This window comes from Candidatus Pelagibacter sp., assembly GCF_052049975.1.
GTDB lineage: Bacteria > Pseudomonadota > Alphaproteobacteria > Pelagibacterales > Pelagibacteraceae > Pelagibacter.
This window is the reverse complement of sequence record NZ_JBNGYZ010000001.1, coordinates 110,749-132,369: the sequence shown is the minus strand read 5'-3', so window position 1 is coordinate 132,369 and position 21,621 is coordinate 110,749. Positions and strand designations below refer to the sequence as shown.

Genomic DNA, 21,621 nt, shown 5'->3' with positions numbered 1-21,621 from the left:
ATGTCCTTAAAAAAAGATGGGTACATGGTAATTTTATCATCCCCATCTGGGGCAGGTAAAACCACTTTAGTCAAATTACTTTCAGAGAGAAAAAAATTCCAAATTTCTATATCACACACCACAAGAAAACCTCGTCCTAAAGAGTTAAATAAAAAAGACTATTATTTTGTAAATGATCATGAGTTTAAAAGACTTATAGGAAACGAAGAATTTTTAGAATACGCAAAAGTATTTAATCATCTTTATGGCACAACCAGAACACCTGTAATCAATAATTTGCAAAATGGTCAAAATGTAATTTTTGACATAGATTGGCAGGGTGCAGATCAAATAAAAAATAAAAAACTAGATTATAAACTTATAACATTTTTTCTATTACCTCCATCAAGAGATATTCTTTTTAAAAGGCTTTCTAATAGGGATATGAAAGATAAATTGATAGCTGATGAAAGAATGAAAGAGTTTAATAGAGATGTTCTTCATTGGATTAATTATGATTATGTAATTATTAACGATGAATTAGAAAAATGTTATTCAAAAATTAGTAATTTGATTGATGCAGAGATAAATAATGGCCCTAAAGAGTATGATAAAGAATTTATAAGAGAACACATTGAAAAATTAATTTCTTAATTTTTCGTATTCCCTAGTCAAATGCAAAAATGTTTCAATAGATAAATTTTGAGGTCTTAAATTTAAATCTAAATTTAGTTTATCCTTAATTTGCTCAAAATTTGGAAAAAGTTGTTTAATTGGATTTTTTATCATTTTTCTTCTTTGATTAAAAAAAATTCTAGTAACAACCTCTAAACTTTTAGGATTTTGTATCTGTAAATAATTTGTTTTATTTTTGAAATGCAAAATTGAACTCATTACTTTTGGTTTAGGAGAAAAACAATGTGGACTTACATCAAATTTTTTTTCAATATCCAATCTCCACTGTGATATGATAGAAAGTCGACCATAATTTTTTTCATTTTGTTTTGCTATAATTCTATCGGCAACCTCTTTTTGAAACATTAATATTAAATCACTAAACCAAGTTTTAATACCTAAATTTATAATCCAATTACAAATTATTTCTGTTGAAATATTGTATGGTAAATTTCCAAATACGATAAATTTGTCTTCATATTTTTTTTCTAAATTAAATTTTAGTATGTCCTCATTTTTAACATTTATATTTTCGCTTTGATAAATCTTTAAATTTTCATAAAGTTCTTTATCCTTTTCTACTAAAATTAAGTTTAATGGTTTTTTTTCAATAATTTTTTTTGTTAAACTACCTCGACCTGGCCCCACTTCCAAAATATTCTTATTTGTTATTTCTACGAGGTTTATAATTTTATCAATTGTATTTTGATCTGTTAAAAAGTTTTGACCTAAACTTTTTTTAGCTTTTAAAAACATTGTTTTCGAAAAATTTTATAGAGTGATATAAGCTTTCATAATTAGACTTATTTTTTCCCATCATTTTTTCATTTGGACCATGATCGGGAGAAACTCTTATAAAGGGCAACCCTAATGTAATGTTTATAGCTTTAAAATTATAAATAGCTTTAATTGGAGCAAGTACTTGGTCATGATACATTCCAATGACCACATCAAAGTTATTTATATTATTCTTCATAAAAATTGTATCTGCAGCAAATGGGCCAAAAATTTTAATTTTGTTTTTTTGCAAATATCTTATTGAAGGATTTATAATATGTTTTTCCTCATTGATTACATTATTAGTCTCACAATGAGGATTAAGACCAGTAACAGCAATTTTTGGAGTTATTTTTAAATAAGTTCTAAAAAATTTATCAATCAATTTAGCATTGGATATAATTTTTCTTTTTTTTATGTTTTGTGATACTTTTGAGATTGGCAAGTGAGTGGTAATTGGAGAAACAGACAAGTTATTATTAAATATAAGCATGGCAACCTCTTCCATATTTATATTGTTTTTTTTAGCTAGATATTCCGTAATGCCTTTATACTTAAAGTTTAAAAAATGTTTTTTTGAAATCGGACCATTCACTAGTCCAGCACATTTGTGATTTTTAAGAATTTTCAATCCAATTTCAAAACACTTTTCAATGTATTGTTTTGATTTTGTTGAAATTTTTTGGAATGTATTAGCTTGATTATATTCTACATCTATAAAATTAATTTGTTTATTATTAATTTTTTTAAAGTCTATTTTGTGTAAATCTATTTTCTGAACTTTAATTTTTTGTTTCAAGAAAAGACTTTGCTTAAATAAAATTTTTTCTGAAACAATTAGAATTAATGGATTTTTAATTTTTTTTTTAAAAACTTTAAAATATAATTCTAAAAATATACTATTTGGTTCACCAGCAACCACAATTATTGGTTTAAAATCTCTTAACATTTGTATTGATTTTAATTTTATTAAAATAAATCATTGAAAATTTATTAAGTTGTTTATCTCTTTCAAATATTTCAATTTTTTTCAATTCTTCTTTTTCATTTATATTTTCTGTATTTTCTCTGATTTGATTTATTTTTAAAACTATATAATTGCCACCAATATTGATAAACTCACTAACATCATTTTCTTTTAAATTTTTGATCTTAGACACAATCTGATCTGATAAATTATCTTGGTTTACCCATCCAATATTTCCACCAAAAGATTTTGAATCTGCAATGCTATAAATATTTGCTGTGTTTTCAAACCCTACTTTTTGAATACTTTTTTTTATCTCATTTATTTTTTCATCTATTTTTTTTCCAGCAGTGGGTTGAAATACAATTTCAGAGACATTTATTTCTTTTATTTTTAAATTTTTTTTTCTTTTAATCAATTTTTCTTTTAGGATAATTTCATCAATTTTTACTTGTGAGTTATATTTTTGAAAAATTAATTGATTCCACAATGTTTCAATTTCAATTTTAGCTAAAATTTCATTCTTACTTATATCAAATTTTTGGAAATATTTTTCTAATTCAATATCATTATTAAAATTGAATCTTTGCATGTAATCATTGAAAATTTTCTTTAAGTATTCATTTTCTCCTTCAAATTCAAAATATTTTTTTAATTCTAAAAATTTAATTTTTTCACGAATAATAGAGTCCGTTGCAATATCTAATACCTGCTTATCATTAAGGTTAAGTATAGAATTATTCAAAGAAGTTAAATATTTAATTTCTTTTTCTATATCAAAATTTGTAATTATTATATTTCCAACTTTATATCTAATTTCAATCTCTGATAAAACATTTGAGGAAAATAAATTAACAATAATGAAAATTGAAAATATAAACTTTTTCATTATTTCAGGTTAGGACCTTTGGTTTCACCAAAAGGCATTATTGTTAGTCTAAAGAAAATATTTTCTTCAGGCTTAATATCTCTATCATTATAATAATCTTTATTATATTCTAGGGATGCTTTTAAACAGTCGTTTTTATACTCATAAACTAAGTTATAAAATTCAGTTAGTTTAGTTTTCTTGTTTCGCCTAGTTGTATAACTCAACATATTATATTCATCTATCAAATATGAGGATTTATTACTTAAAAAATGTTCTTTATTTGCAGTGTTGTTTTCATTTAAATATTCAAATGAAGTTACAAAGTTATTAATTTTAAATTCAGATTTTAATAGCTGATAATTATTGTCTTTTAAATTTTCATCTTGAGAAAAGTCATATTCAAATTTCATAAAATTATTAGGATCAAATATTAAAGATCCTACAATATCTGATGTCTTTTCACCTAATTTACTATTTTTGGGCAAATCTTCATTTTTTGATAATCTCATTACATTTGCTATTTTAGAATTGAAGTATTCTCTATTATCTTTAGAACTTGAATAATTAAAGCCATAAGTTATCGACCCTCCTCCCTCAACAGTTTCATTGTCAGATAATCGATTAAAATTAAAAATATTGCTAACATCAATTCTATTATCAGTATTTCTGATATCTTTACTATCGTTAGGACTGTATCTGAATGAAACTTTTGGAGTTAATATTTGTTGTCTTGTGCTATTTTTTTTGGATAGTGGGTAAGTTGAATTTATTTCACCAATTGATAAAATTTTATGATCTGTATGGTCTTTATACTTAGTAGAGTTTTCTGAGCTTGTATTTGTATTTTTAAGTAGAAGATTTAACGAATTTTTAAATCCTTTTGTGCTTAACGTAGGAAAAGATTTGAAAATTATATCATTTACGACCACTTGCTCCTCCACATTTGTATTATATTTTTTTTGAAATCCATTAGATTTCAAAAAAATATTTCCATTGAGACTTTCAAGTGAGTTTAGTTTTTTTTCAATTTCATATGATGGATATATTACCTCATAACGGTCACTGTTTTGTTTATTTAAATTTTCAAAAATATGTAATTCTGATTGAAAAGACAAATCCTCTCTACTACCACTTAAACTAATTGTATTTGTTAGAGTGTCATTGTCTTTAATTATTGGTGATTTAACTTTATATGATTTCAAGTATGTATCATTAGAAGTTTGCTCTAATCTAAAATTTAATTCACTTTCTGAAAAATTTAATAATTTTAGGTTATTAGATTGATTGATAAATATATGGCTTTTCGATGAAATATTTTTTTCTTTTAAAATACTAGCATCAACAATTATCGATGAATCTTTTTTTTCTTCTCTAAATTCAGATTGAATTAATGTTTTTTCTTCATCATATAATCTAGGCGTCAAAGTTAAATCTGAACTGTTTGAAAAAACATGATAATAAGGAATTTGAAGAGAAGAGCCGGTATTATTGGAATTTTCAAAGCTTGGCATTAAAAAGCCTGACCTTCTTTTTACTGATGGGTCTGGATGAAAAAATTTTGGAAAATACATTACTGGTTTATCGTAAACTTTTAACCATGCATTTTCGTAATAAATTGTTTTATTTTTTTTATTATGTGTAATTTTTTCTGCATTAATAACCCATGGCGGACATTTTTCATTTCTTATCTTACATAATGTAAAATTTCCTTTTTCGACATTTGTAAAATTATTTTCATAGGAATAACTTTTCCCTTTTAATCTTGGTTCATTGTTTTGATTAAACTTTAAATCCTTTAAATTTATTGTTAAATCTTTTCCAATAAGTTTTTGATTTACTAGATCTAGATATGAAATTTCTGATGTAAGTTTATTTTTACTGTTATCATAAAAAATCAATTTATCTAATTTAATAATTTTTTTAACAGTATCATAATGAAATTTTTCAGTTAAATATTTATTATCATTTGAATCTGTTAGTTGAGATTTAGTATTAGAAAAAATAACTTTTTTATTTAAATCATAAATTATTTTATCACCTGTTAAATCTAAATTATTTGTTAAATCTTTAATTATTACTTTTTGATTAAGTTCAATAATTGATTGGTTTTTGTCATATTTTAAAAAATCACTTATTGCATTTATTTTACTTTTTTCAAATTTAGAAAAATTTTTTTCTGCAGTCAGTATAAGTTTTTTTTTGTCATACAAAAATCTTTCTGCTTCAATTTTAAAACTATTTATTTTGGAAAAAGCAGTCCCATTTAAAGCCTCAATTTTTTCACCATTTTCAGTAAAATTAATTTCTTTCGTTTTAAAAATAATTTCTTCGGAAAGTAAGTTATTGTTAAGAAAAATAAAAAAACAAATAAAAGCAAATATTTTATAAAATCTATTTTTCATTTATTCTGATTAATCCAGTTAATGTTATTAACAATATAATTATTAATGGCAACCATATCGATATTAATATAGGAAATTTATCATTCTCACCTAATACCCTAAAGAGAAAAGTCAAATAATAGAGTAAAACTGATAATAAAATTCCAAAAATAATATGAAAACTCAATGGTCGATTAATTTTAATTCTTAACATAATAATAGAGGTTAATGCTGTCATTAAACTTAAATAAAATGGAAAGGAATAAAGATTGTTCAATTTTGAATCAATTTCTTTAACAGAATATCCAAGTTCTAAATATTCTTTTTTGAGGTCATTTAGTTGAAAAAAATTTAAACTTGTTAAATCACTATATAAGCTATTTATTTTTTCTTTATCAAAATGTGTTTCAATAATTATATCTTCTTGTGAGTCTAATATTTGATTGTTAACAGAAATTATAGGGTCTTGAATTTTCCATTCAAAGGTACTTATATCTATTTTGGGTGACTCAATGACTTTTAAAAGAAAAAAATTTTTATCAAATTCAGTAATTGAATTGCTTATGAGATATTCACCATCAATTTCTTTTGAATTTATAATTAAAATTTTTTCATTAATTTCATCTTTTATCCATAGACCATTTTTTGTGACTATAGCTAAATATTTATTGTCATCTGAATATGAATTTTTTAAATCAAGATAAATAAATTTTAATTTTGCCGAAAATTGATAGTAAATTACAACAATCAATATACCCAAGATAAAAGAGGAAACTACAATATTGAAAATTATTTTTAGGTTACTTATTCCACTAACTTTTAAAGTGCCTAATTCTCTTTTATCAATAAGTTCAATATAAAAAAATTGAGTAGAAATTAAAAAAATAAATGGAAATATTTCAAAAAGTACAGATGGGGCATTTAAAGTTGCTGATAAAATAGGAATAATAAAGCTAGCACTTGCTTCTTTGAAAAAGTTAATTTCTTCTAATAAACTTAAAATAATAATTAAAGAAAAAAAAATGCTAGAGATTATGAGTATTTTTTTTAAAAAGATCTTATTTAGAAATATATAAACTGTCTTAAACATCTCAATTCAATTTTTGTATAGATTTTGATAAATATAAATATGAAAGTAAAAAAAATATTAGTGGTATTATCATAAATATAATTGTACCGTTGTTTACTAGAGTATATCGTAAAGATATTTCCGAAAAGACTATTAAAGAAAAACAAGAAATAAATACTAGATATTTATATCTATTATACTTTTTATTTTCTTTAGAAAATAATATTAAAAAACAACACGATAATGCAAGTAAAGGAATATATATTGGTTTTAAAAATCTTTTATTAATTTCTTGTTTAATGTCTGGTATTCTATCAGTTACGCAGTTTAGATTTAGAAAATTGTATTCATCAATTTTGTTTATATAATTTAGATAAATACATTTTAAAAGTTCATTGATAGGAGCTTCCTGTAATTTTGGATAAGTAGTCGTATTAGATTTAAACCGATTTAAATTAAAATTAATTTGATCAAAACTGATTGTAGTAATCTCATTACTTTTATTTTCTACAATTTGACCATTGTATAATTCAAAATATTTATTTGAATTGTTAAATATTAATTGACCTTCTTTAGCATAAGTTATTTGGTAACTACCTCCTAACAAAGAGTTTGATTTTTTCACATTTTCTTTGATGTATATATTTTTTAATTTTCCATCATCAGTTTTTTTTTCAATAAATATTGTTAAATCTTCTACACCATCAATAAATTTTCTCTCTTTCATCAAAGATGGAAGAAAGCTCATATCTGAATTCCTTATATAAGATCTTGCTTCGTTTTGGCTAAATGGAGAAATATAGGTGCCTAAAATCATCTGAAAAAAACAGACAATTAATGAATAAATAATAATGTGATTAAGAAATTTTTGTTTTGAGATACCAGTTGTCCAAAAGATCATTAGTTCATTGTTATTCTCATATTTAATTAAATTATAAGCAAGAGATATAAAAAAAATAAAAGGTAAAAGTCTATGTAAAATTTTAGGGAAATTTAAAATTGAGTATAGAATATAAATCTTGAAACTATGCCCATCTTCAACCATAAAATCTAAATAATTTACAGCCTGTATTATCCAAACAATGACACCAATAGCTAACCAAGATACTAAAAAAAATTTAGAAATATCTATGATAATTTTTTTAAAAATTAATTTTTTCATTGAATTTTAAAATTAAAATCATATATACCATTAACACTCATAGATTGTATAAAAAATATGGCAATAATTTTAAAACCTACTGACAAACTCGATGAGAAATCGATAAATAATTATGTTTTGTTTGCTGATGAGAACTATAGTTTGTTTAGCGTAGGTTCTTCGTTTATTTTTAAAGATTTAAAAAATTTCACAAAATCGATAAATAAAACATCAAAAAAGAGAGATTTTTTGACTTTTAATTTAAACTCAAAACAAACAGCAATAATAATTAAATTAAAAAAAAATCAGTCTGAACTTGAAAATGAGACTGGAGGTGCAAGCTTTTATGAATTTCTTAAAAAAGCTGAAATCAATGAAATAACTTTTTCGGATAAAAATATTTATTCAGCTTCCCAAAAGAATATATTCATTAATGATTTTATTCATGGAATGTTATTAAAATCTTATGAATTTGAAAAATATAAAACAAAAAAGAGTAATTATAACTTAAAGATTAATTGTAATAAGAAATTATTATTACCTAACTTAAACTCAAAATACCGATACAAACCACTAATAGAAGGAATAAACTTTACTAAAGAATTGGTCTCAGAACCGGGAAATATTTTACATCCAGATGAATATGCTAAAAGATTAAAACAATTAAGTAAAATTGGTTTAAAAGTCTCAATTTATGACAAAAAAAAATTAAAGAATTTAGGAATGAATGCCCTAGTTGGTGTTGGACAAGGAAGTATAAGGGGATCTTATCTCGTTACTTTAGAATGGAAGGGATCTAAGTCAAAAAAAGATCCAGTAGCTTTTGTTGGCAAAGGGGTTTGTTTTGACACTGGAGGAATTTCTCTTAAACCTGCAAAGTTTATGGAAGATATGACATACGATATGGCAGGATCTGCTGTTGTTGTTGGATTAATGAAAACTTTAGCACTCCGAAAAGCAAATGTGAATGCAGTTGGGGTTGTGGGATTAGTTGAAAATATGCCGGATGGTAATGCTCAAAGACCTGGCGATATAGTAAAATCATATAGTGGAAAAACAATAGAAATATTAAATACAGATGCTGAAGGAAGATTAGTCTTAGCTGACGCATTAACTTTTACAGAGCAAAAATTTAAACCAAAATTTATAGTAGACCTAGCAACTTTAACCGGTGCAATAATTGTTTCTCTAGGCTCTGAATATGCAGGACTATTTTCAAATGATGATAAATTATCTGCTCAATTATCAAATGCAGGAGAAAAGGTGGGAGAAAAAGTCTGGAGAATGCCATTACATAAAAATTATGATAAGTTAATCAACAGCAAAAATGCAGATATGCAAAATATAAATTATATCGGAGGTGCTGGCTCAACGACTGCAGCGCAATTTTTGCAAAGATTTATTTTGAAGAAAACTCCTTGGGCACATTTAGATATAGCTGGTATGGCTTTTTCAAAATACAACGGAGCTTTAAATTCATGGGGTGCGACTGGATTTGGCGTGAGATTATTAAATAAACTAATAGAGGATAATTATGAGTAATATTGAACAAACTTTATCCATCATCAAACCTGATGCTGTGGAACGAAATCTTGAACATGAAATAAAAGAAATGTTTAAGAATAATGGATTTAAAATAATAAATGAAAAAAAAATTCAAATAGAAAAATCAGAAGCAGAAAAGTTTTACAAAGTTCATGAAACAAAACCATTTTACAATGATCTTTGTTCATACCTATCATCAGGACCGATTGTGGTAATGATTTTAGAAAAAGATGGTGCTGTTTTAGCAAATAGAGAATTAATGGGTGCAACTAATCCTAAGGATGCTGCTGAAGGTACTATTAGAAAGAAATATGGTATTTCAATAGATAAAAATTCAGTTCATGGATCTGACAGCATTGAAAATGCAAAAATAGAGATAGATTTTTTCTTTAAAGACTAGATATTACTTTGTTGAGTGCCAAAGGGTAAATTTTGTGTTCTTGTTTTAATACTCTTTTTGCCAGAGAAATAGCATTATCCTTTTTGTATACTCTAACTCTTTTTTGTAAAATAATTTTACCAGCATCTAGTTTTGCATTTACATAATGTACAGTGCAACCAGAATAGCTCTCGAAATTATCCAGTACTCTTTGATGTGTATTTAGTCCTTTATATTTTGGTAATAAAGAAGGATGAATGTTAATTATTTTCCCATCAAATTTTCGAATAAATTTTGCAGATAAAATTTTCATGAATCCCGCAAGACAAATAATTTTTATATACTTTGTTTTGAGATATTCTAACAGTTGATTTTCTGAATTTGTTTTATTTTTAAAATTTAATACTTTAAATGGAATTTTGAATTTTTTAGCATATTTCAAACCTTTTGCATTTTTATCATCAGAAAATATAAACAGAATTGAAAAATTAGATCTTTTTAATTTTGAGTATTTGATTAAATTGTGTAAGTTTGAACCTGTTCCTGAAATAAATACAGCTATTTTTATTTTTTTAGATCCAATTAATTTTGCCATTTAGTTTAATTTTATTTTTACCTTTTTGACTAGCAATTTTTCCAATAACGTAAGGTTTATATGGATTTTTAAAGTACGATTGAATTTTCTTTAATTTACTTGGGTTAACAATTAAACAAAACCCAACTCCACAGTTAAAAGTTTTAAGCATCTCTTTATCGCTAATTCCTTGTTTTTTTAACCAGTTAAAAATTTTGGATACTTTAATTTTTTCGAGATTTATATGCGCAGTTAAATTATCTGGGATAACTCTTTTAATATTATCATGAATACCTCCTCCTGTAATATTTGCACATCCATTAATTAAATCATTATTTAAAAGTTTTAAAATCTCATCCACATATATTTTTGTAGGCTTTATTAACTCTTTTCTTAATTCTTTATTTTTTTTTATATCTATTTTTTTACTTTTTAAGACATGCCTTACTAAAGAAAAGCCGTTAGAATGGATACCGTTTGATGGAATCGATAAAATTAAATCATTTTTTTTAATTTTATTTTTTTTTAAAATTTTATTTTCATCAACAATACCGACTGCAAATCCCGCTATATCAAATTTATTTTTTTCATAAGTTCCAGGCATTTCTGCCGTTTCTCCACCAACTAATTCACAACCTGAAATTTTACATCCTTTTATGATACCCTTAATTATAGCCTTTAGCTTTGTGTTATTAACTTTATTAATCGAAATATAATCTAAAAAAATTAAAGGAGTAGCACCCTGTACAATCAAGTCATTAACGCTCATTGCAACTAAATCTATGCCTATAGTATCAAATTTATTTAAAGTGTTTGCTATCTCAATTTTTGTTCCAACACCATCCGTGCATGCTACTATTTTAGGATTTTTAAACTTTCTAGGAATATTTGTTATAGATCCAAAACCCCCAATATTTGAGAACTTTTTTTTGCCTTTTTTATTTGTTTTTATTTGAGATAAATATTTAACAAAATTATCTGCAGCAGTTATGTTTACTCCACTTTTTTTATAGGTTAAGTTTTTTGAAATCATTTTATCAAATATGAAAATTTATTTTAAACTAAGTTATCTATATCCATTTTTTATTATATTTTCTTTAACTTATTTTTTCTTATCCACAAATTATGCCTTTTCAAAAAATTTAATTATAGAAAATATCCAGATCAAAGAAAATTTTGACGATAAATTTAATAGAAATGAAGTTATTAACAAAGGTTTTAAAGAAGCCTTCAAACAATTAACTGAAAAAATTATTCAATCACAAGATCAAAAAAAAATTATAAATTTGAAATTAAAGAGTATTAAAATTTTAATAGAAAATTTCTCAATTAAAGAAGAGCAATTTCTTAATAATGAATACTATGTATCTCTAGATGTTGAATTTAACAAAAGAAGAATATTTAACCTCTTTGAACAAAACAATATTTTCCCTGCATTACCAAAAAAGAAGAAGGTTATGTTTATACCTATACTAATTGATGAAGAAAATAATGATATAGTGCTATTTTCAGAAAATGGTTTTTATAATAATTGGATTATAGAAGATGATAAAAAAAACTTATTAGAGTATGTATTACCTAGTGAAGATTTAGAGGATATTAACTTTATAAGAGAAAAATTTTCTGAATTAGAAAATTATGATTTTAAAGAGATTATTAACAAATACGACCTAGATAGTTATATAATTTCATTGTTTTATAAGAACTCAGAAAAAATTAGGATTTTATCTAAAATTAATCTTAATAATAGGTTAATTTTAGATAACCAAGTTTATGCAAATTTCCAAACAGAAGATGAACTGAAGTTATTAATAAAAAAGATTAAATTAAAATTTAACGATTTCTGGAAAAAAGAAAATCAAGTAAATACCTCAATTAAGTTACCATTAATTATATCTGTAGATTTAAAAGATAACGAGAAAATAAAAAAATTTGAAAAAATCATTGATGATTTAGATTTAGTCTCAAAATTTTATATTTCAAAAATTGATAATCAAAAAGTTTATTATACACTAATTTATAATGGCACGCCTAAGGCTTTTATAAGTAATATTGAAGAATTAGGATATCAAATAGATTTTAAAAATAAAATTTGGAATTTTAGATGAGAGATTTAAATCAATTAATTTTAGAATTTAAATTTGATAGAAATTTTAAAGATCAGGATTTTTATGTTTCAGGCAGTAATGAAAGTGCTTATAAAATTATTAATTCATGGCCAAATTGGGAAAGAAAATTTTTAAATATTTGCGGTGAAAAATTTTCAGGAAAATCTCATCTGGTTAATATTTTTGAAAAAAAATACGGTGGAATGAAAATTGATTCAAAGGATCTAAAGGATGATTTTTTAGAGAAAATTAAATCTCACAAAAATATTGTAATTGAAAATCTTGATCAAAATATAAATGAAGAGCTTTTATATAGTATTTACAATTCTGTAGACTTGAACGACAAATTTTTATTAACAACATCAATTTTACCAATAAATAAGATTGAATTCAAACTTAAGGACTTAAAATCTAGATGTGATAATTTTTTGAATTATGAAATCTTAAATCCAGATGATAATTTAATTCATGCTTTGATTATAAAAAATCTTTCAGATAGACAAATTTTAATTGATAAAAAATTAGTTGAATACATTATTAAAAGAATTAATAGATCTTATGGAAAAATATCTGAATTCATATATAAGATCGATCAATTAAGTTTAAAAGAAAAAAAACCTATTGATTTTAAAATTATAAAAAAAGCGCTGGAGATAAATTGAATAAATATAGAACACATACATGTAATGAGCTTAGTAAAAAAGAAGTTGGCTCAGATGTGAGGATATCTGGATGGGTAAATAAAAAGAGAGACCATGGAAATCTACTATTTATTGATTTAAGAGACAATTACGGAATAACTCAGTGTATTGTTAGTCAAGAAAATAAATATTTTAGCGAAATTGAAAAAATACAGCTTGAGACTGTCATTAAGATTGAAGGAAAAGTTTTAAAAAGATCTAATGATACTATTAATAAAGATATTGAAACAGGTGAAATTGAAGTTTCAATAAATGATTTTGAAGTGCTTGGTTCATGCAAAGAATTACCTATGCCAGTTTTCAGTGATCAAGAATATGCAGAAGAAATAAGATTAAAATATAGGTTTTTAGATTTAAGAAGAAAAAAAATTCATGAAAATATTTTACTTAGATCAAAAGTGATCTCTTTCATAAGAGAACAAATGAATGAATTTGGTTTTTTAGAATTTCAAACACCAATTTTAACATCATCAAGTCCAGAAGGTGCAAGAGATTTTTTAGTTCCCAGTAGGTTAAATCCAGGAAAGTTTTATGCTTTACCTCAAGCACCACAACAGTTTAAACAATTAATAATGGTTTCGGGATTTGATAGATACTTTCAAATAGCACCATGTTTTAGAGACGAAGATGCAAGAGCAGATAGGAGCCCAGGAGAGTTTTATCAATTAGATCTTGAAATGTCTTTTGTTGAACAAGAAGATGTTTTTAATGTTGTTGAAAAACTTTTGATAAATACATTTAAGCAGTTTTCAAATAAGAAAATGCAGTTTGATAAGTTTCCAAGAATTTCTTATGAAGACTCTATGTTAAAATATGGTTCAGATAAACCAGATTTAAGAAATCCACTGATTATAAATGATATAACTGAAATATTTTCACGTGAAGATGTATCTTTCGAGATTTTTAAAAAACTTGTCAAATCAGGTTCTTTAGTAAGATGTATTGTTACAAAGAACACTAAAGATAAACCAAGAAGTTTTTTTGACGGAATAGATAAATGGGCAAAAGATCAAGGTTGGGCAGGTTTAGCTTATTTTACAATTGAACAAAGCGATAAAGAAATAACTGGAAAAGGACCTGTTGGAAAATTTTTTAAAGAAGATGCTTTGAAAGAATTAATGAAATTAACAAATGCTGAGGTAGGGGATAGTATATTTTTTGCTTGTAATAAAAAAAATGAGATTGAAAAAATAACTTCTCAAGCAAGAAACAAAATTGCTGAGGAATTAAAACTAGTTGATGAAGGAACTTTTGCATTTTGTTGGATTGTTGATTACCCAATGTTTGAAATAGACGAAACTGATGGGAAAATAGGTTTTAGTCACAACCCATTTTCTATGCCGCAAGGTAATTTAGAAAATTTAGATTTTGAAAAACCCTTGGAAATGAAAGCTTATCAATATGACATTGTTTGCAATGGTATTGAATTATCTTCTGGGGCTATTAGAAATCATAAACCTGATTTAATGTATAAATTATTTTCTATTGCTGGATACACTAAAGAACAAGTAGATGATAAATTTAGTGGAATGATAAATGCACTTAGTTATGGTGCACCTCCTCATGGGGGTATAGCTCCAGGAATAGACAGAATTGTAATGCTTTTAGCTAATGAAAAAAATATTAGAGAAGTGACGATGTTTCCAATGAACCAAAATGCGCAAGATCTAATGATGAATGCGCCATCTGAAATTAATGAAAATCAACTTAAAGAGTTAAATTTAACAATAAAAAAAAGAAACTAGCTACTTTTACCTTTTAAATTTATTTTAACATCAGTTAGATCAACAAGGTTTTTCTTGTAATTATTTCTAACAAATCCTTTACTGGTCATGTCTTTCATGATCTTTAAAAGTTGACTTTGACTTTCATTATCTTGGTCTTCACCAGTTAGATTGTCATTGCTTCCAATTGATGGGGTATGAGCCAAGTCTTCTCTATTTTGATATGAAATTGCTAATTCTCTAAAAATGTAATCTAAAATAGATGAAGCACTTAAAATTCTGTCATTTCCGTAAACTTTACCAGATGGTTCAAATTTGGTTCCAACAAATGCACTTATAAACTCATCTAAAGGAACTCCATATTGAAGACCTAAGGAAACAGCAATTGCAAAGTTGTTCATTAATGCTTTTACAAGTTCACCTTCTTTACTTGTATCAATAAATATTTCTCCAATTTTTCCATCCTCATATTCACCAGTATGTAAATATACTTTATGATCACCAATTGTAGCTTTTTGAATATATCCTTTTCTTCTATCTGGCATGCTTACTCTAATGCCTGATTTTTCTTTATTTTTTCCAAAAATATTTTGCTGAATACTATTTTCTGTTTTGATGGATGAATCTTTTTTTTGTGAAACCAAATTAATTTTGTTTTCTTCAATAACTTTATTATTTTTTGGGTCTAAGTTTTTAGTTTTTCTATTATCAAGCTTTACATCTAATACTTCAAATTTACCATCGTCTCTTTTTTCGAGATTCTTTAACTCGTTCTCATTGATATCGTCCAAATAATGATTAACCTTAAAAGTACATGTGTAATATGTCTCAACTAAATATTTTGCCATTTTTCCTCAGTTTATTAAATTTATTGTAAATAGATTCTAATAATTTATATACAAATAAAATTTTTAGTCTAATTTTAAATTTACAATTTTAAATTGAAAACAAAATGATTTCTATTTTTAAAAAAATTTTTACTTGGTGGAATCAAGATACATTTGGTACAAAAATTAAAACTTTGTTATCAGGTAAGCTAAAAGGAACAGACTCATTTGGTAATAAGTATTATGAAAATAAAAAAGGTGATAGGTGGGTAATTTATTCGAGTGAAATAGATGCTTCAAAAATTCCTGTAGAATGGTACTCTTGGATACACTTTACTCCAAATAATTTAGAAAATAATCAAAATCCAAATAAATTTGATTGGCAAAAGCCTCATAAACCAAATCAAACAGGTACAAAAGAAGCTTACTATCCAAATAAAGATAAAAATGAACCTGGGAAGAAATATAAAAGCTGGATTAATTAATATTGTTTTACTGTTTTTCTTTACCACTATGGTTCACAGTGAAATTAAGCTTGATAAAAATTTTACTGAAATAAAAATATTAAACAAGATAAGCTCTAAAAATATTTCATTAGAATTAAAAAATAATGAAGAAAAAGTTTTTGATGACTTAATTATAAAAAGTATCAAATGCAAAAACTCAGAATTTGATGACGATCCTGAGATTATTGCTTATATTCAAGTAATAGATCAAAGTATTACAAACAATGACGAAGTTTATGTGTTTAATGGATGGATGTTCTCATCGAGCCCTTCAATTAATCCATTTGATCACCCAGTCTATGATGTTTGGCTTACAGGCTGTTATTAAATAACTTTTTCTTTATCTAACCAACTGACATTATAATCAGAATTTAAAAATTTTTTATGATTTAGTAACTTTTTATGAAGAGGTATTGTTGTAGTTATTCCTTCAATTACAAATTCATCAAGTGACCTATTCATTCTTTGAATTGCTTCAGTTCTATTTCTTCCATGGCATATTAGTTTACAAATCATACTGTCGTAAAAAGGAGTGACTTTATAACCTTGAAAAATTGCTCCATCTACCCTTGTTCTAAAACCAGATGGTTGGTGACACATCCCAATTACACCAGGTGAAGGTTGAAAATTTTTACTCGCATCTTCAGCGTTTATCCTACATTCAATAGCATGACCTCTAGGATTAATATCTTTTTGCTCAAGTGCTGTTTCTCCACTAAATGCTATCCAAATTTGTTCTTTAATAATGTCTACCCCAGTCACCATTTCACTTACAGGATGTTCTACTTGAACACGAGTATTCATCTCTAAAAAATAGAATTTTCCATCTTCATATATAAATTCAACAGTTCCTGCTCCTTGATATCCAATTTTTGAAACCATGTTTACAGTCTTTTCAAACAAATCTTTCCTTATATCATCAGTTAAAACTGGGCTTGGAGTTTCTTCAATTAATTTTTGATGTCTTCTTTGAACAGAACAGTCTCTTTCATGCAAATGAACAGTTCTGTTTTTTCCAGCTAATATTTGAACTTCAATATGTCTTGGGTTTTGAAAAAATTTTTCAATATAAACTTCATCATTTCCAAAATACTTTTGCGCTTCTGATTTGGCTATTGAAAAAAGAGTTTCAAATTCTTCCTCTTTATTAACAATTTTCATTCCTTTTCCACCACCTCCACCGGAAGCTTTAATTAAAACTGGAAATCCTATTTTTTTACAAAGCTCTTTTGCTTCTTTAACATTTGAGACACCACCATCAGATCCTTCGATTACAGGCAATCCATTTTCTTTTGCTATTTTTTTTGCTTGAATTTTATCACCCATCATTTCTATATGTTTTGCAGATGCTCCAATAAATGAGATTTTATTTTCTTCAAGAACTCTCGCAAAATTTGCATTTTCAGATAAGAAACCATAACCAGGATGGACTGCATCTGCATTTGTAATTTCAATAGCGGACATTAGAGCAGGAATATTTAAATAACTATTCGCTGGCTGATGTGAGCCAATACAAACACTTTCATCAGCAAGTCTTACGTGCATGCTATCTCTGTCTACATCAGAATGCACTGCTACAGTGGAAATACCCCATTCTTTACATGCCCTAATAATTCTAACTGCAATTTCCCCACGGTTTGCAATTAAAATTTTTTTAAACATTATTCAACTATGATAATTGTTTGGCCAAATTCAACGGGCTGACCATCTTCAACACAAATTTCTTTTACTATACCATCTGCAGTTGATGGCACATGGTTCATTGTTTTCATCGCTTCTACAATCATTACAGTGTCACCCTTTTTAATTTTTTTTCCTACTTCTACAAATTTTTTAGCCCCAGGTTCAGGTGCATGATAAGCAGTACCAATTATTGGTGAAGTTACTTTTGTACCAGAAATAGCATCTTTATTTTTTGAAGTTTCACGAGATGTTTCTGATATTGAAGTTGTTTGAATTGGGGTTTGAGTTGTAATTGCACTACTTGTTTTTGACACTTTTATTTTAGTGTCTTTATCTGTGTACTCAATTTCTGTTAAATTGAACTCATTTAAGTATTCACTTAGTTCTTTTATGGTTTCTTTATTTATTTTCATTTTGTAGCATCTTATGTAATTTAATTATGGCTAAAATGTAACCTTCAGTACCCAAACCAAATATTCCACCCGTAACCACATCACTTATTAACGATTTTTTTCGAAAATCTTCCCTTTTATATATGTTTGAAATATGTAATTCAATAATTGGCTTTTTAAATATATCTAAAGCATCTCTTATAGCTACTGAAGTATGAGTAAAACCAGCAGCATTAATAATAATTGCATCGTAGTTATTTCTAGCATCCTGTATAAAATCAACTATTTCTCCTTCTATATTTGATTGAACAAAATTTATTTGCACACCTAATCTCTTAGCTTCTGTCTCACAATTATTTTTAAGTTGGTCAAAGCTTGTAGATCCATATTGTGATTGTTCTCTTTCTCCTAATAGATTAAGATTTGGTCCGTTTATTATAATTATTTTATTCATAGATTATTTATACATTATGAAGAAAACAAAAAAAATAAAAATTAAACTTAATGGTAAAACTTCTACCATTAATGATAAAACAACTTTATTAAAACTTTTAAATGAATTAAAAGTGCCAAGTAGAAAAGTTGCTATCGAACTGAATATGGAAATTGTTAATAAAAAGAAACTTAATTCAATAAAACTTAAAAATAATGATGTTTTAGAAATAGTACATTTCATAGGTGGTGGTTAAAATGAAAAAAGATGAACTAATCATTGCGAAGAAAAAATTCAAATCAAGACTTATTGTAGGAACAGGAAAATATAAGAATATGACAGAGTGTTCTAAAGCAATAAAAACATCAGGTGCTGAAATAGTTACGGTTGCTGTTAGAAGAGTAAATATTTCTGATAAGTCCAAACCGTTACTGATGGATTACATTAATCCAAAAAAGATTACTTATTTACCAAATACAGCTGGGTGCTTTACATCTGAGGAAGCACTAAGAACTTTAAGATTAGCTAGAGAAATTGGGGGATGGAAACTTGTAAAACTTGAAGTTTTAGGAGATAAAAATAATTTGTATCCTGATATGATAGAAACTTTAAAATCTACAGAAGTTTTATCTAAAGAAGGTTTTAAGGTAATGGTTTATTGTACTGATGATCCGCTTATGGCTAAGCGTTTAGAAAATGTTGGAGCTTGTGCAATAATGCCTTTAGCTGCCCCTATAGGTTCTGGATTAGGCATTCAAAACAAAACAAATATAAAGTTAATTAGAAATCAAACTAAATTACCACTAATTATCGATGCAGGACTAGGTCAAGCTTCTGACGCAACAATATCAATGGAGTTGGGTTGTGATGGAGTATTAGTTAACACTGCTATCGCAAAAGCAAAAAAACCATTTGAAATGGCTTTGGCTTTTAAAAATGGAGTAATTGCGGGCAGACAATCTTTTTTGGCCGGAAGGATCAACAAAACATTAATGGGAAACCCATCATCACCAACAAAAGGAATTATTTAGATTTTTTATAAAATTTTTTTTTATAACTCTTTTTTTTATAACTTTTCTTTATTTTTTTGTTATCTGAAATACTCTCGTTTTCTAAATTAGTGTTTTTTAAGTTTTTAAGTTTTTCAAAATTTTCAATCAACTCTATTGTTTTGTTAGATTTATTTTTGATATTAATTATGTATTCTGGAATAATTAAATTATTGTCTGTAACTATATCAATTTTAATTTTATTTTTTTTTTCAAAATAATTCAAATCCTCAACATAATTTTCTTTTAAAAAATTAGAAATTTTTTCACAAATTCTGAGCTCAACAAATTTCGATTTGTTTGTTACAGCTTTAATCTCAACTAATTTTAATATTTTTTGAGCAAAAGATTCATCCGTCAAAGCTATTTTCCATTTAACAGCACTTTCTCTTAATCTTTGTCTAGACATTTCAAGTAATCCAAAATTGCTTATTCTTCCAATTTGTATTCTGGCTCTGTCAGATCTACATTTTTCCTTTAATCTTCTCTCAACTTGTCTTCTGTTCCCATAATTAAGCATATCTATAAAATCTATAATAATTAATCCTGACAAGTCTCTTATTTTTATTTGTCTTGCAATTTCTTCTGCTGCCTCTAAGTTTGTATCAAGTGCAGTACTTTCAACATTTTTTTGTTTAATAGAACTACCTGAATTAATATCTATAGAAACTAAAGCTTCAGTTGGATTGATGACCAAATAACCTCCAGAGTTAAGTTTAACTTCTGTATCAAATATTTGGTTTAACTTTTGATCAATTTCTTCTTCAATAAATAATGGTAGTTTTCCTCTATATTTTTTAACTTTTTTTAGATTTGAAGGCATCATCAATTTCATAAATGATTGAGCTTTTTTATAACCTTCATTACCTTCTACAATTATATTATTTGTGTTTTCATCATACATATCTCTAATTGTTCTTTTAATTATTTCGCTTTCCTGATGTATCAAAGATGGTGCAGTTGAGTTAATTGCATTTTGCTTGATTGTATCCCAAGTTTTAACTAACGTATCTAAGTCGTGATTAATTTCATTTTTTGTTTTATTACTACCAGCAGTTCTCACGATTAATCCCATCTCCTTAGGTATTTCGATATCATTCAAAATTGCTCTGATTTTTTTTCTATCTATAGGATTAAATATTTTTCTTGAAATTCCTCCTCCTTTAGGCGTGTTTGGCATCAGAACGATGTATTTTCCAGCTATAGAAATAAAAGTGCTCAATGCAGCACCTTTTTGACCTCTCTCATCTTTTATAACTTGTACTAATATTACTTGATTAGGTTTAATTACTTCTTGAATCTTATATCTTTTGAATTTCAATTTATTATTTTGCCTACCTTTTAGATTATTCTGAACCTTTTCGGTTTCCTTATTATCTTTATTATCTTCTTCAGCTTTTTCATTTTCGTCATTTTGCAGTTCCTCTGCATTTACAGGATCATTTTCATCCAATTTTCCCTCTGCGAGATTTTCATTTTCAATCTCTTCTACTTGTTTTGATAATTCTTCTCTTATTCTTTCTTCTTCTTGTTTGATTTTTTCTAAATCACTTTTTGGCAGCTGGTAGTAATCAGACTGGATATCATTAAAAGACAAAAAACCGTGACGTTCCCTGCCAAAATCTACAAAAGCTGCTTGCAGAGAGGGTTCAATTCTACTTACTTTACCTAAGTATATATTATTCTTTATTAAATCGTTTTTTAGACCTTCGTATTCGTAGTCTTCGATGTGATTTCCAGATTTAAGAACAACCCTAGTTTCATTTGGATGCGATGCATCAATATATAAATTTTTTTCCATAAATTTTGATTTGTTAATTTAATTAAAGTGATTTGCATA

General features: G+C 25.9%; 23 protein-coding genes. 10 read left to right on the top strand and 13 right to left on the bottom strand.

Going from position 1 to position 21,621, the window contains the following annotated elements; translation table 11 throughout:
- Window positions 1–633 (top strand): guanylate kinase, encoded by a 633-nt coding sequence (gene gmk / locus ACTT9U_RS00595; protein WP_440931254.1) that lies wholly within the window; start codon window positions 1–3, stop codon window positions 631–633.
- Here gmk and rsmA read toward each other — a convergent pair.
- Genes rsmA through ACTT9U_RS00565 form a run of 6 tightly spaced genes read right to left on the bottom strand, consistent with a single transcriptional unit; the run spans window position 622 to window position 7,881 of the window.
- Window positions 622–1,410 carry a 16S rRNA (adenine(1518)-N(6)/adenine(1519)-N(6))-dimethyltransferase RsmA gene (gene rsmA / locus ACTT9U_RS00590; protein ID WP_440931253.1) on the bottom strand — a complete coding sequence of 263 codons (789 nt, stop codon included), beginning with the start codon at window positions 1,408–1,410 and terminating at the stop codon, window positions 622–624. The two genes, gmk and rsmA, sit on opposite strands and share 12 nt — an antisense overlap.
- On the bottom strand, window positions 1,394–2,380 hold the full coding sequence (locus tag ACTT9U_RS00585; RefSeq protein WP_440931252.1) for a 4-hydroxythreonine-4-phosphate dehydrogenase PdxA: 987 nt from the start codon (window positions 2,378–2,380) through the stop codon (window positions 1,394–1,396). Before ACTT9U_RS00585 ends, rsmA begins: the two co-directional genes overlap by 17 nt.
- A complete protein-coding gene (locus ACTT9U_RS00580) occupies window positions 2,364–3,287 on the bottom strand; it encodes a peptidylprolyl isomerase (protein ID WP_440931251.1) in 924 nt (307 codons plus the stop codon). Before ACTT9U_RS00580 ends, ACTT9U_RS00585 begins: the two co-directional genes overlap by 17 nt.
- Window positions 3,287–5,671, bottom strand: a complete 2,385-nt coding sequence (locus ACTT9U_RS00575) for an LPS-assembly protein LptD (RefSeq protein WP_440931250.1) — start codon at window positions 5,669–5,671, stop codon at window positions 3,287–3,289. Before ACTT9U_RS00575 ends, ACTT9U_RS00580 begins: the two co-directional genes overlap by 1 nt.
- On the bottom strand, window positions 5,661–6,740 hold the full coding sequence (locus ACTT9U_RS00570; RefSeq protein WP_440931249.1) for an LptF/LptG family permease: 1,080 nt from the start codon (window positions 6,738–6,740) through the stop codon (window positions 5,661–5,663). The genes ACTT9U_RS00575 and ACTT9U_RS00570 overlap by 11 nt, the downstream gene beginning before the upstream one ends.
- A gap of 1 nt (window position 6,741) precedes the next feature.
- Complete coding sequence (locus ACTT9U_RS00565) at window positions 6,742–7,881, bottom strand: LptF/LptG family permease (protein ID WP_440931248.1); 1,140 nt, start codon at window positions 7,879–7,881, stop codon at window positions 6,742–6,744.
- Window positions 7,882–7,938: 57 nt separating this feature from the next.
- On the opposite strand from ACTT9U_RS00565, the gene ACTT9U_RS00560 reads away from it, so the two are divergent.
- Together ACTT9U_RS00560 and ndk are read left to right on the top strand one after the other, a co-directional pair.
- Window positions 7,939–9,402: a leucyl aminopeptidase gene (locus tag ACTT9U_RS00560; RefSeq protein ID WP_440931247.1), complete on the top strand. Its 1,464-nt coding sequence runs from the start codon at window positions 7,939–7,941 to the stop codon at window positions 9,400–9,402.
- Window positions 9,395–9,805, top strand: a complete 411-nt coding sequence (gene ndk / locus ACTT9U_RS00555) for a nucleoside-diphosphate kinase (protein WP_440931246.1) — start codon at window positions 9,395–9,397, stop codon at window positions 9,803–9,805. Before ACTT9U_RS00560 ends, ndk begins: the two co-directional genes overlap by 8 nt.
- Here ndk and purN read toward each other — a convergent pair.
- Complete coding sequence (gene purN, locus ACTT9U_RS00550; RefSeq protein ID WP_440931245.1) at window positions 9,795–10,379, bottom strand: phosphoribosylglycinamide formyltransferase; 585 nt, start codon at window positions 10,377–10,379, stop codon at window positions 9,795–9,797. The two genes, ndk and purN, sit on opposite strands and share 11 nt — an antisense overlap.
- On the bottom strand, window positions 10,357–11,391 hold the full coding sequence (gene purM, locus ACTT9U_RS00545) for a phosphoribosylformylglycinamidine cyclo-ligase (RefSeq protein WP_440931244.1): 1,035 nt from the start codon (window positions 11,389–11,391) through the stop codon (window positions 10,357–10,359). The genes purN and purM overlap by 23 nt, the downstream gene beginning before the upstream one ends.
- Window positions 11,392–11,401: 10 nt before the next feature.
- On the opposite strand from purM, the gene ACTT9U_RS00540 reads away from it, so the two are divergent.
- Genes ACTT9U_RS00540 through aspS form a run of 3 tightly spaced genes read left to right on the top strand, consistent with a single transcriptional unit; the run spans window position 11,402 to window position 14,912 of the window.
- Window positions 11,402–12,466, top strand: a complete 1,065-nt coding sequence (locus ACTT9U_RS00540) for a hypothetical protein (RefSeq protein WP_440931243.1) — start codon at window positions 11,402–11,404, stop codon at window positions 12,464–12,466.
- A complete protein-coding gene (locus ACTT9U_RS00535) occupies window positions 12,463–13,128 on the top strand; it encodes a DNA replication protein (protein WP_440931242.1) in 666 nt (221 codons plus the stop codon). Before ACTT9U_RS00540 ends, ACTT9U_RS00535 begins: the two co-directional genes overlap by 4 nt.
- Window positions 13,125–14,912 (top strand): aspartate--tRNA ligase, encoded by a 1,788-nt coding sequence (gene aspS, locus ACTT9U_RS00530; RefSeq protein ID WP_440931241.1) that lies wholly within the window; start codon window positions 13,125–13,127, stop codon window positions 14,910–14,912. The genes ACTT9U_RS00535 and aspS overlap by 4 nt, the downstream gene beginning before the upstream one ends.
- Here the strand turns inward: aspS and ACTT9U_RS00525 are convergent.
- On the bottom strand, window positions 14,909–15,739 hold the full coding sequence (locus ACTT9U_RS00525) for a TSCPD domain-containing protein (protein WP_440931240.1): 831 nt from the start codon (window positions 15,737–15,739) through the stop codon (window positions 14,909–14,911). The two genes, aspS and ACTT9U_RS00525, sit on opposite strands and share 4 nt — an antisense overlap.
- A 104-nt stretch (window positions 15,740–15,843) precedes the next feature.
- Between ACTT9U_RS00525 and ACTT9U_RS00520 the strand changes: the two genes are divergently transcribed.
- Complete coding sequence (locus ACTT9U_RS00520) at window positions 15,844–16,203, top strand: NADH-ubiquinone oxidoreductase subunit NDUFA12 family protein (RefSeq protein ID WP_440931239.1); 360 nt, start codon at window positions 15,844–15,846, stop codon at window positions 16,201–16,203.
- Window positions 16,166–16,552, top strand: coding sequence for a DUF2155 domain-containing protein (locus tag ACTT9U_RS00515; RefSeq protein WP_440931238.1), 387 nt, complete (start codon window positions 16,166–16,168; stop codon window positions 16,550–16,552). The genes ACTT9U_RS00520 and ACTT9U_RS00515 overlap by 38 nt, the downstream gene beginning before the upstream one ends.
- On the opposite strand, the gene accC is transcribed toward ACTT9U_RS00515, so the two are convergent.
- The 3 genes from accC to aroQ are packed head-to-tail and all read right to left on the bottom strand — an operon-like array spanning window position 16,549 to window position 18,753.
- On the bottom strand, window positions 16,549–17,886 hold the full coding sequence (gene accC / locus ACTT9U_RS00510) for an acetyl-CoA carboxylase biotin carboxylase subunit (protein WP_440931237.1): 1,338 nt from the start codon (window positions 17,884–17,886) through the stop codon (window positions 16,549–16,551). The two genes, ACTT9U_RS00515 and accC, sit on opposite strands and share 4 nt — an antisense overlap.
- Complete coding sequence (locus ACTT9U_RS00505; protein WP_440931236.1) at window positions 17,886–18,320, bottom strand: acetyl-CoA carboxylase biotin carboxyl carrier protein; 435 nt, start codon at window positions 18,318–18,320, stop codon at window positions 17,886–17,888. The genes accC and ACTT9U_RS00505 overlap by 1 nt, the downstream gene beginning before the upstream one ends.
- Window positions 18,307–18,753, bottom strand: coding sequence for a type II 3-dehydroquinate dehydratase (gene aroQ, locus ACTT9U_RS00500; protein WP_440931235.1), 447 nt, complete (start codon window positions 18,751–18,753; stop codon window positions 18,307–18,309). The genes ACTT9U_RS00505 and aroQ overlap by 14 nt, the downstream gene beginning before the upstream one ends.
- 16 nt (window positions 18,754–18,769) lie before the next feature.
- On the opposite strand from aroQ, the gene thiS reads away from it, so the two are divergent.
- Entirely contained in the window at window positions 18,770–18,988 is a 219-nt protein-coding gene (gene thiS, locus ACTT9U_RS00495) for a sulfur carrier protein ThiS (RefSeq protein ID WP_440931234.1), read from the top strand.
- Between the two features lies 1 nt (window position 18,989).
- Window positions 18,990–19,763 carry a thiazole synthase gene (locus ACTT9U_RS00490; protein WP_440931233.1) on the top strand — a complete coding sequence of 258 codons (774 nt, stop codon included), beginning with the start codon at window positions 18,990–18,992 and terminating at the stop codon, window positions 19,761–19,763.
- On the opposite strand, the gene ACTT9U_RS00485 is transcribed toward ACTT9U_RS00490, so the two are convergent.
- Window positions 19,756–21,582 (bottom strand): Rne/Rng family ribonuclease, encoded by a 1,827-nt coding sequence (locus ACTT9U_RS00485; protein ID WP_440931232.1) that lies wholly within the window; start codon window positions 21,580–21,582, stop codon window positions 19,756–19,758. The two genes, ACTT9U_RS00490 and ACTT9U_RS00485, sit on opposite strands and share 8 nt — an antisense overlap.
- Window positions 21,583–21,621: the final 39 nt, after the last annotated feature.

Excerpts from the sequence above, each read along its gene's own strand:
- ACTT9U_RS00570 (WP_440931249.1), bottom strand. The coding sequence starts at position 6,740 with ATGTTTAAGACAGTTTATATATTTCTAAATAAGATCTTTTTAAAAAAA.
- purM (WP_440931244.1), bottom strand. The coding sequence starts at position 11,391 with ATGATTTCAAAAAACTTAACCTATAAAAAAAGTGGAGTAAACATAACT.
- ACTT9U_RS00535 (WP_440931242.1), top strand. The coding sequence starts at position 12,463 with ATGAGAGATTTAAATCAATTAATTTTAGAATTTAAATTTGATAGAAAT.
- ACTT9U_RS00540 (WP_440931243.1), top strand. The coding sequence starts at position 11,402 with ATGAAAATTTATTTTAAACTAAGTTATCTATATCCATTTTTTATTATA.
- ACTT9U_RS00515 (WP_440931238.1), top strand. The coding sequence starts at position 16,166 with ATGAACCTGGGAAGAAATATAAAAGCTGGATTAATTAATATTGTTTTA.
- ACTT9U_RS00485 (WP_440931232.1), bottom strand. The coding sequence starts at position 21,582 with ATGGAAAAAAATTTATATATTGATGCATCGCATCCAAATGAAACTAGG.
- gmk (WP_440931254.1), top strand. The coding sequence starts at position 1 with ATGTCCTTAAAAAAAGATGGGTACATGGTAATTTTATCATCCCCATCT.
- ACTT9U_RS00560 (WP_440931247.1), top strand. The coding sequence starts at position 7,939 with ATGGCAATAATTTTAAAACCTACTGACAAACTCGATGAGAAATCGATA.
- ACTT9U_RS00575 (WP_440931250.1), bottom strand. The coding sequence starts at position 5,671 with ATGAAAAATAGATTTTATAAAATATTTGCTTTTATTTGTTTTTTTATT.
- ACTT9U_RS00525 (WP_440931240.1), bottom strand. The coding sequence starts at position 15,739 with ATGGCAAAATATTTAGTTGAGACATATTACACATGTACTTTTAAGGTT.
- aroQ (WP_440931235.1), bottom strand. The coding sequence starts at position 18,753 with ATGAATAAAATAATTATAATAAACGGACCAAATCTTAATCTATTAGGA.
- ndk (WP_440931246.1), top strand. The coding sequence starts at position 9,395 with ATGAGTAATATTGAACAAACTTTATCCATCATCAAACCTGATGCTGTG.
- ACTT9U_RS00580 (WP_440931251.1), bottom strand. The coding sequence starts at position 3,287 with ATGAAAAAGTTTATATTTTCAATTTTCATTATTGTTAATTTATTTTCC.
- rsmA (WP_440931253.1), bottom strand. The coding sequence starts at position 1,410 with ATGTTTTTAAAAGCTAAAAAAAGTTTAGGTCAAAACTTTTTAACAGAT.
- ACTT9U_RS00585 (WP_440931252.1), bottom strand. The coding sequence starts at position 2,380 with ATGTTAAGAGATTTTAAACCAATAATTGTGGTTGCTGGTGAACCAAAT.
- accC (WP_440931237.1), bottom strand. The coding sequence starts at position 17,886 with ATGTTTAAAAAAATTTTAATTGCAAACCGTGGGGAAATTGCAGTTAGA.
- ACTT9U_RS00520 (WP_440931239.1), top strand. The coding sequence starts at position 15,844 with ATGATTTCTATTTTTAAAAAAATTTTTACTTGGTGGAATCAAGATACA.
- ACTT9U_RS00490 (WP_440931233.1), top strand. The coding sequence starts at position 18,990 with ATGAAAAAAGATGAACTAATCATTGCGAAGAAAAAATTCAAATCAAGA.
- ACTT9U_RS00565 (WP_440931248.1), bottom strand. The coding sequence starts at position 7,881 with ATGAAAAAATTAATTTTTAAAAAAATTATCATAGATATTTCTAAATTT.
- thiS (WP_440931234.1), top strand. The coding sequence starts at position 18,770 with ATGAAGAAAACAAAAAAAATAAAAATTAAACTTAATGGTAAAACTTCT.
- purN (WP_440931245.1), bottom strand. The coding sequence starts at position 10,379 with ATGGCAAAATTAATTGGATCTAAAAAAATAAAAATAGCTGTATTTATT.
- ACTT9U_RS00505 (WP_440931236.1), bottom strand. The coding sequence starts at position 18,320 with ATGAAAATAAATAAAGAAACCATAAAAGAACTAAGTGAATACTTAAAT.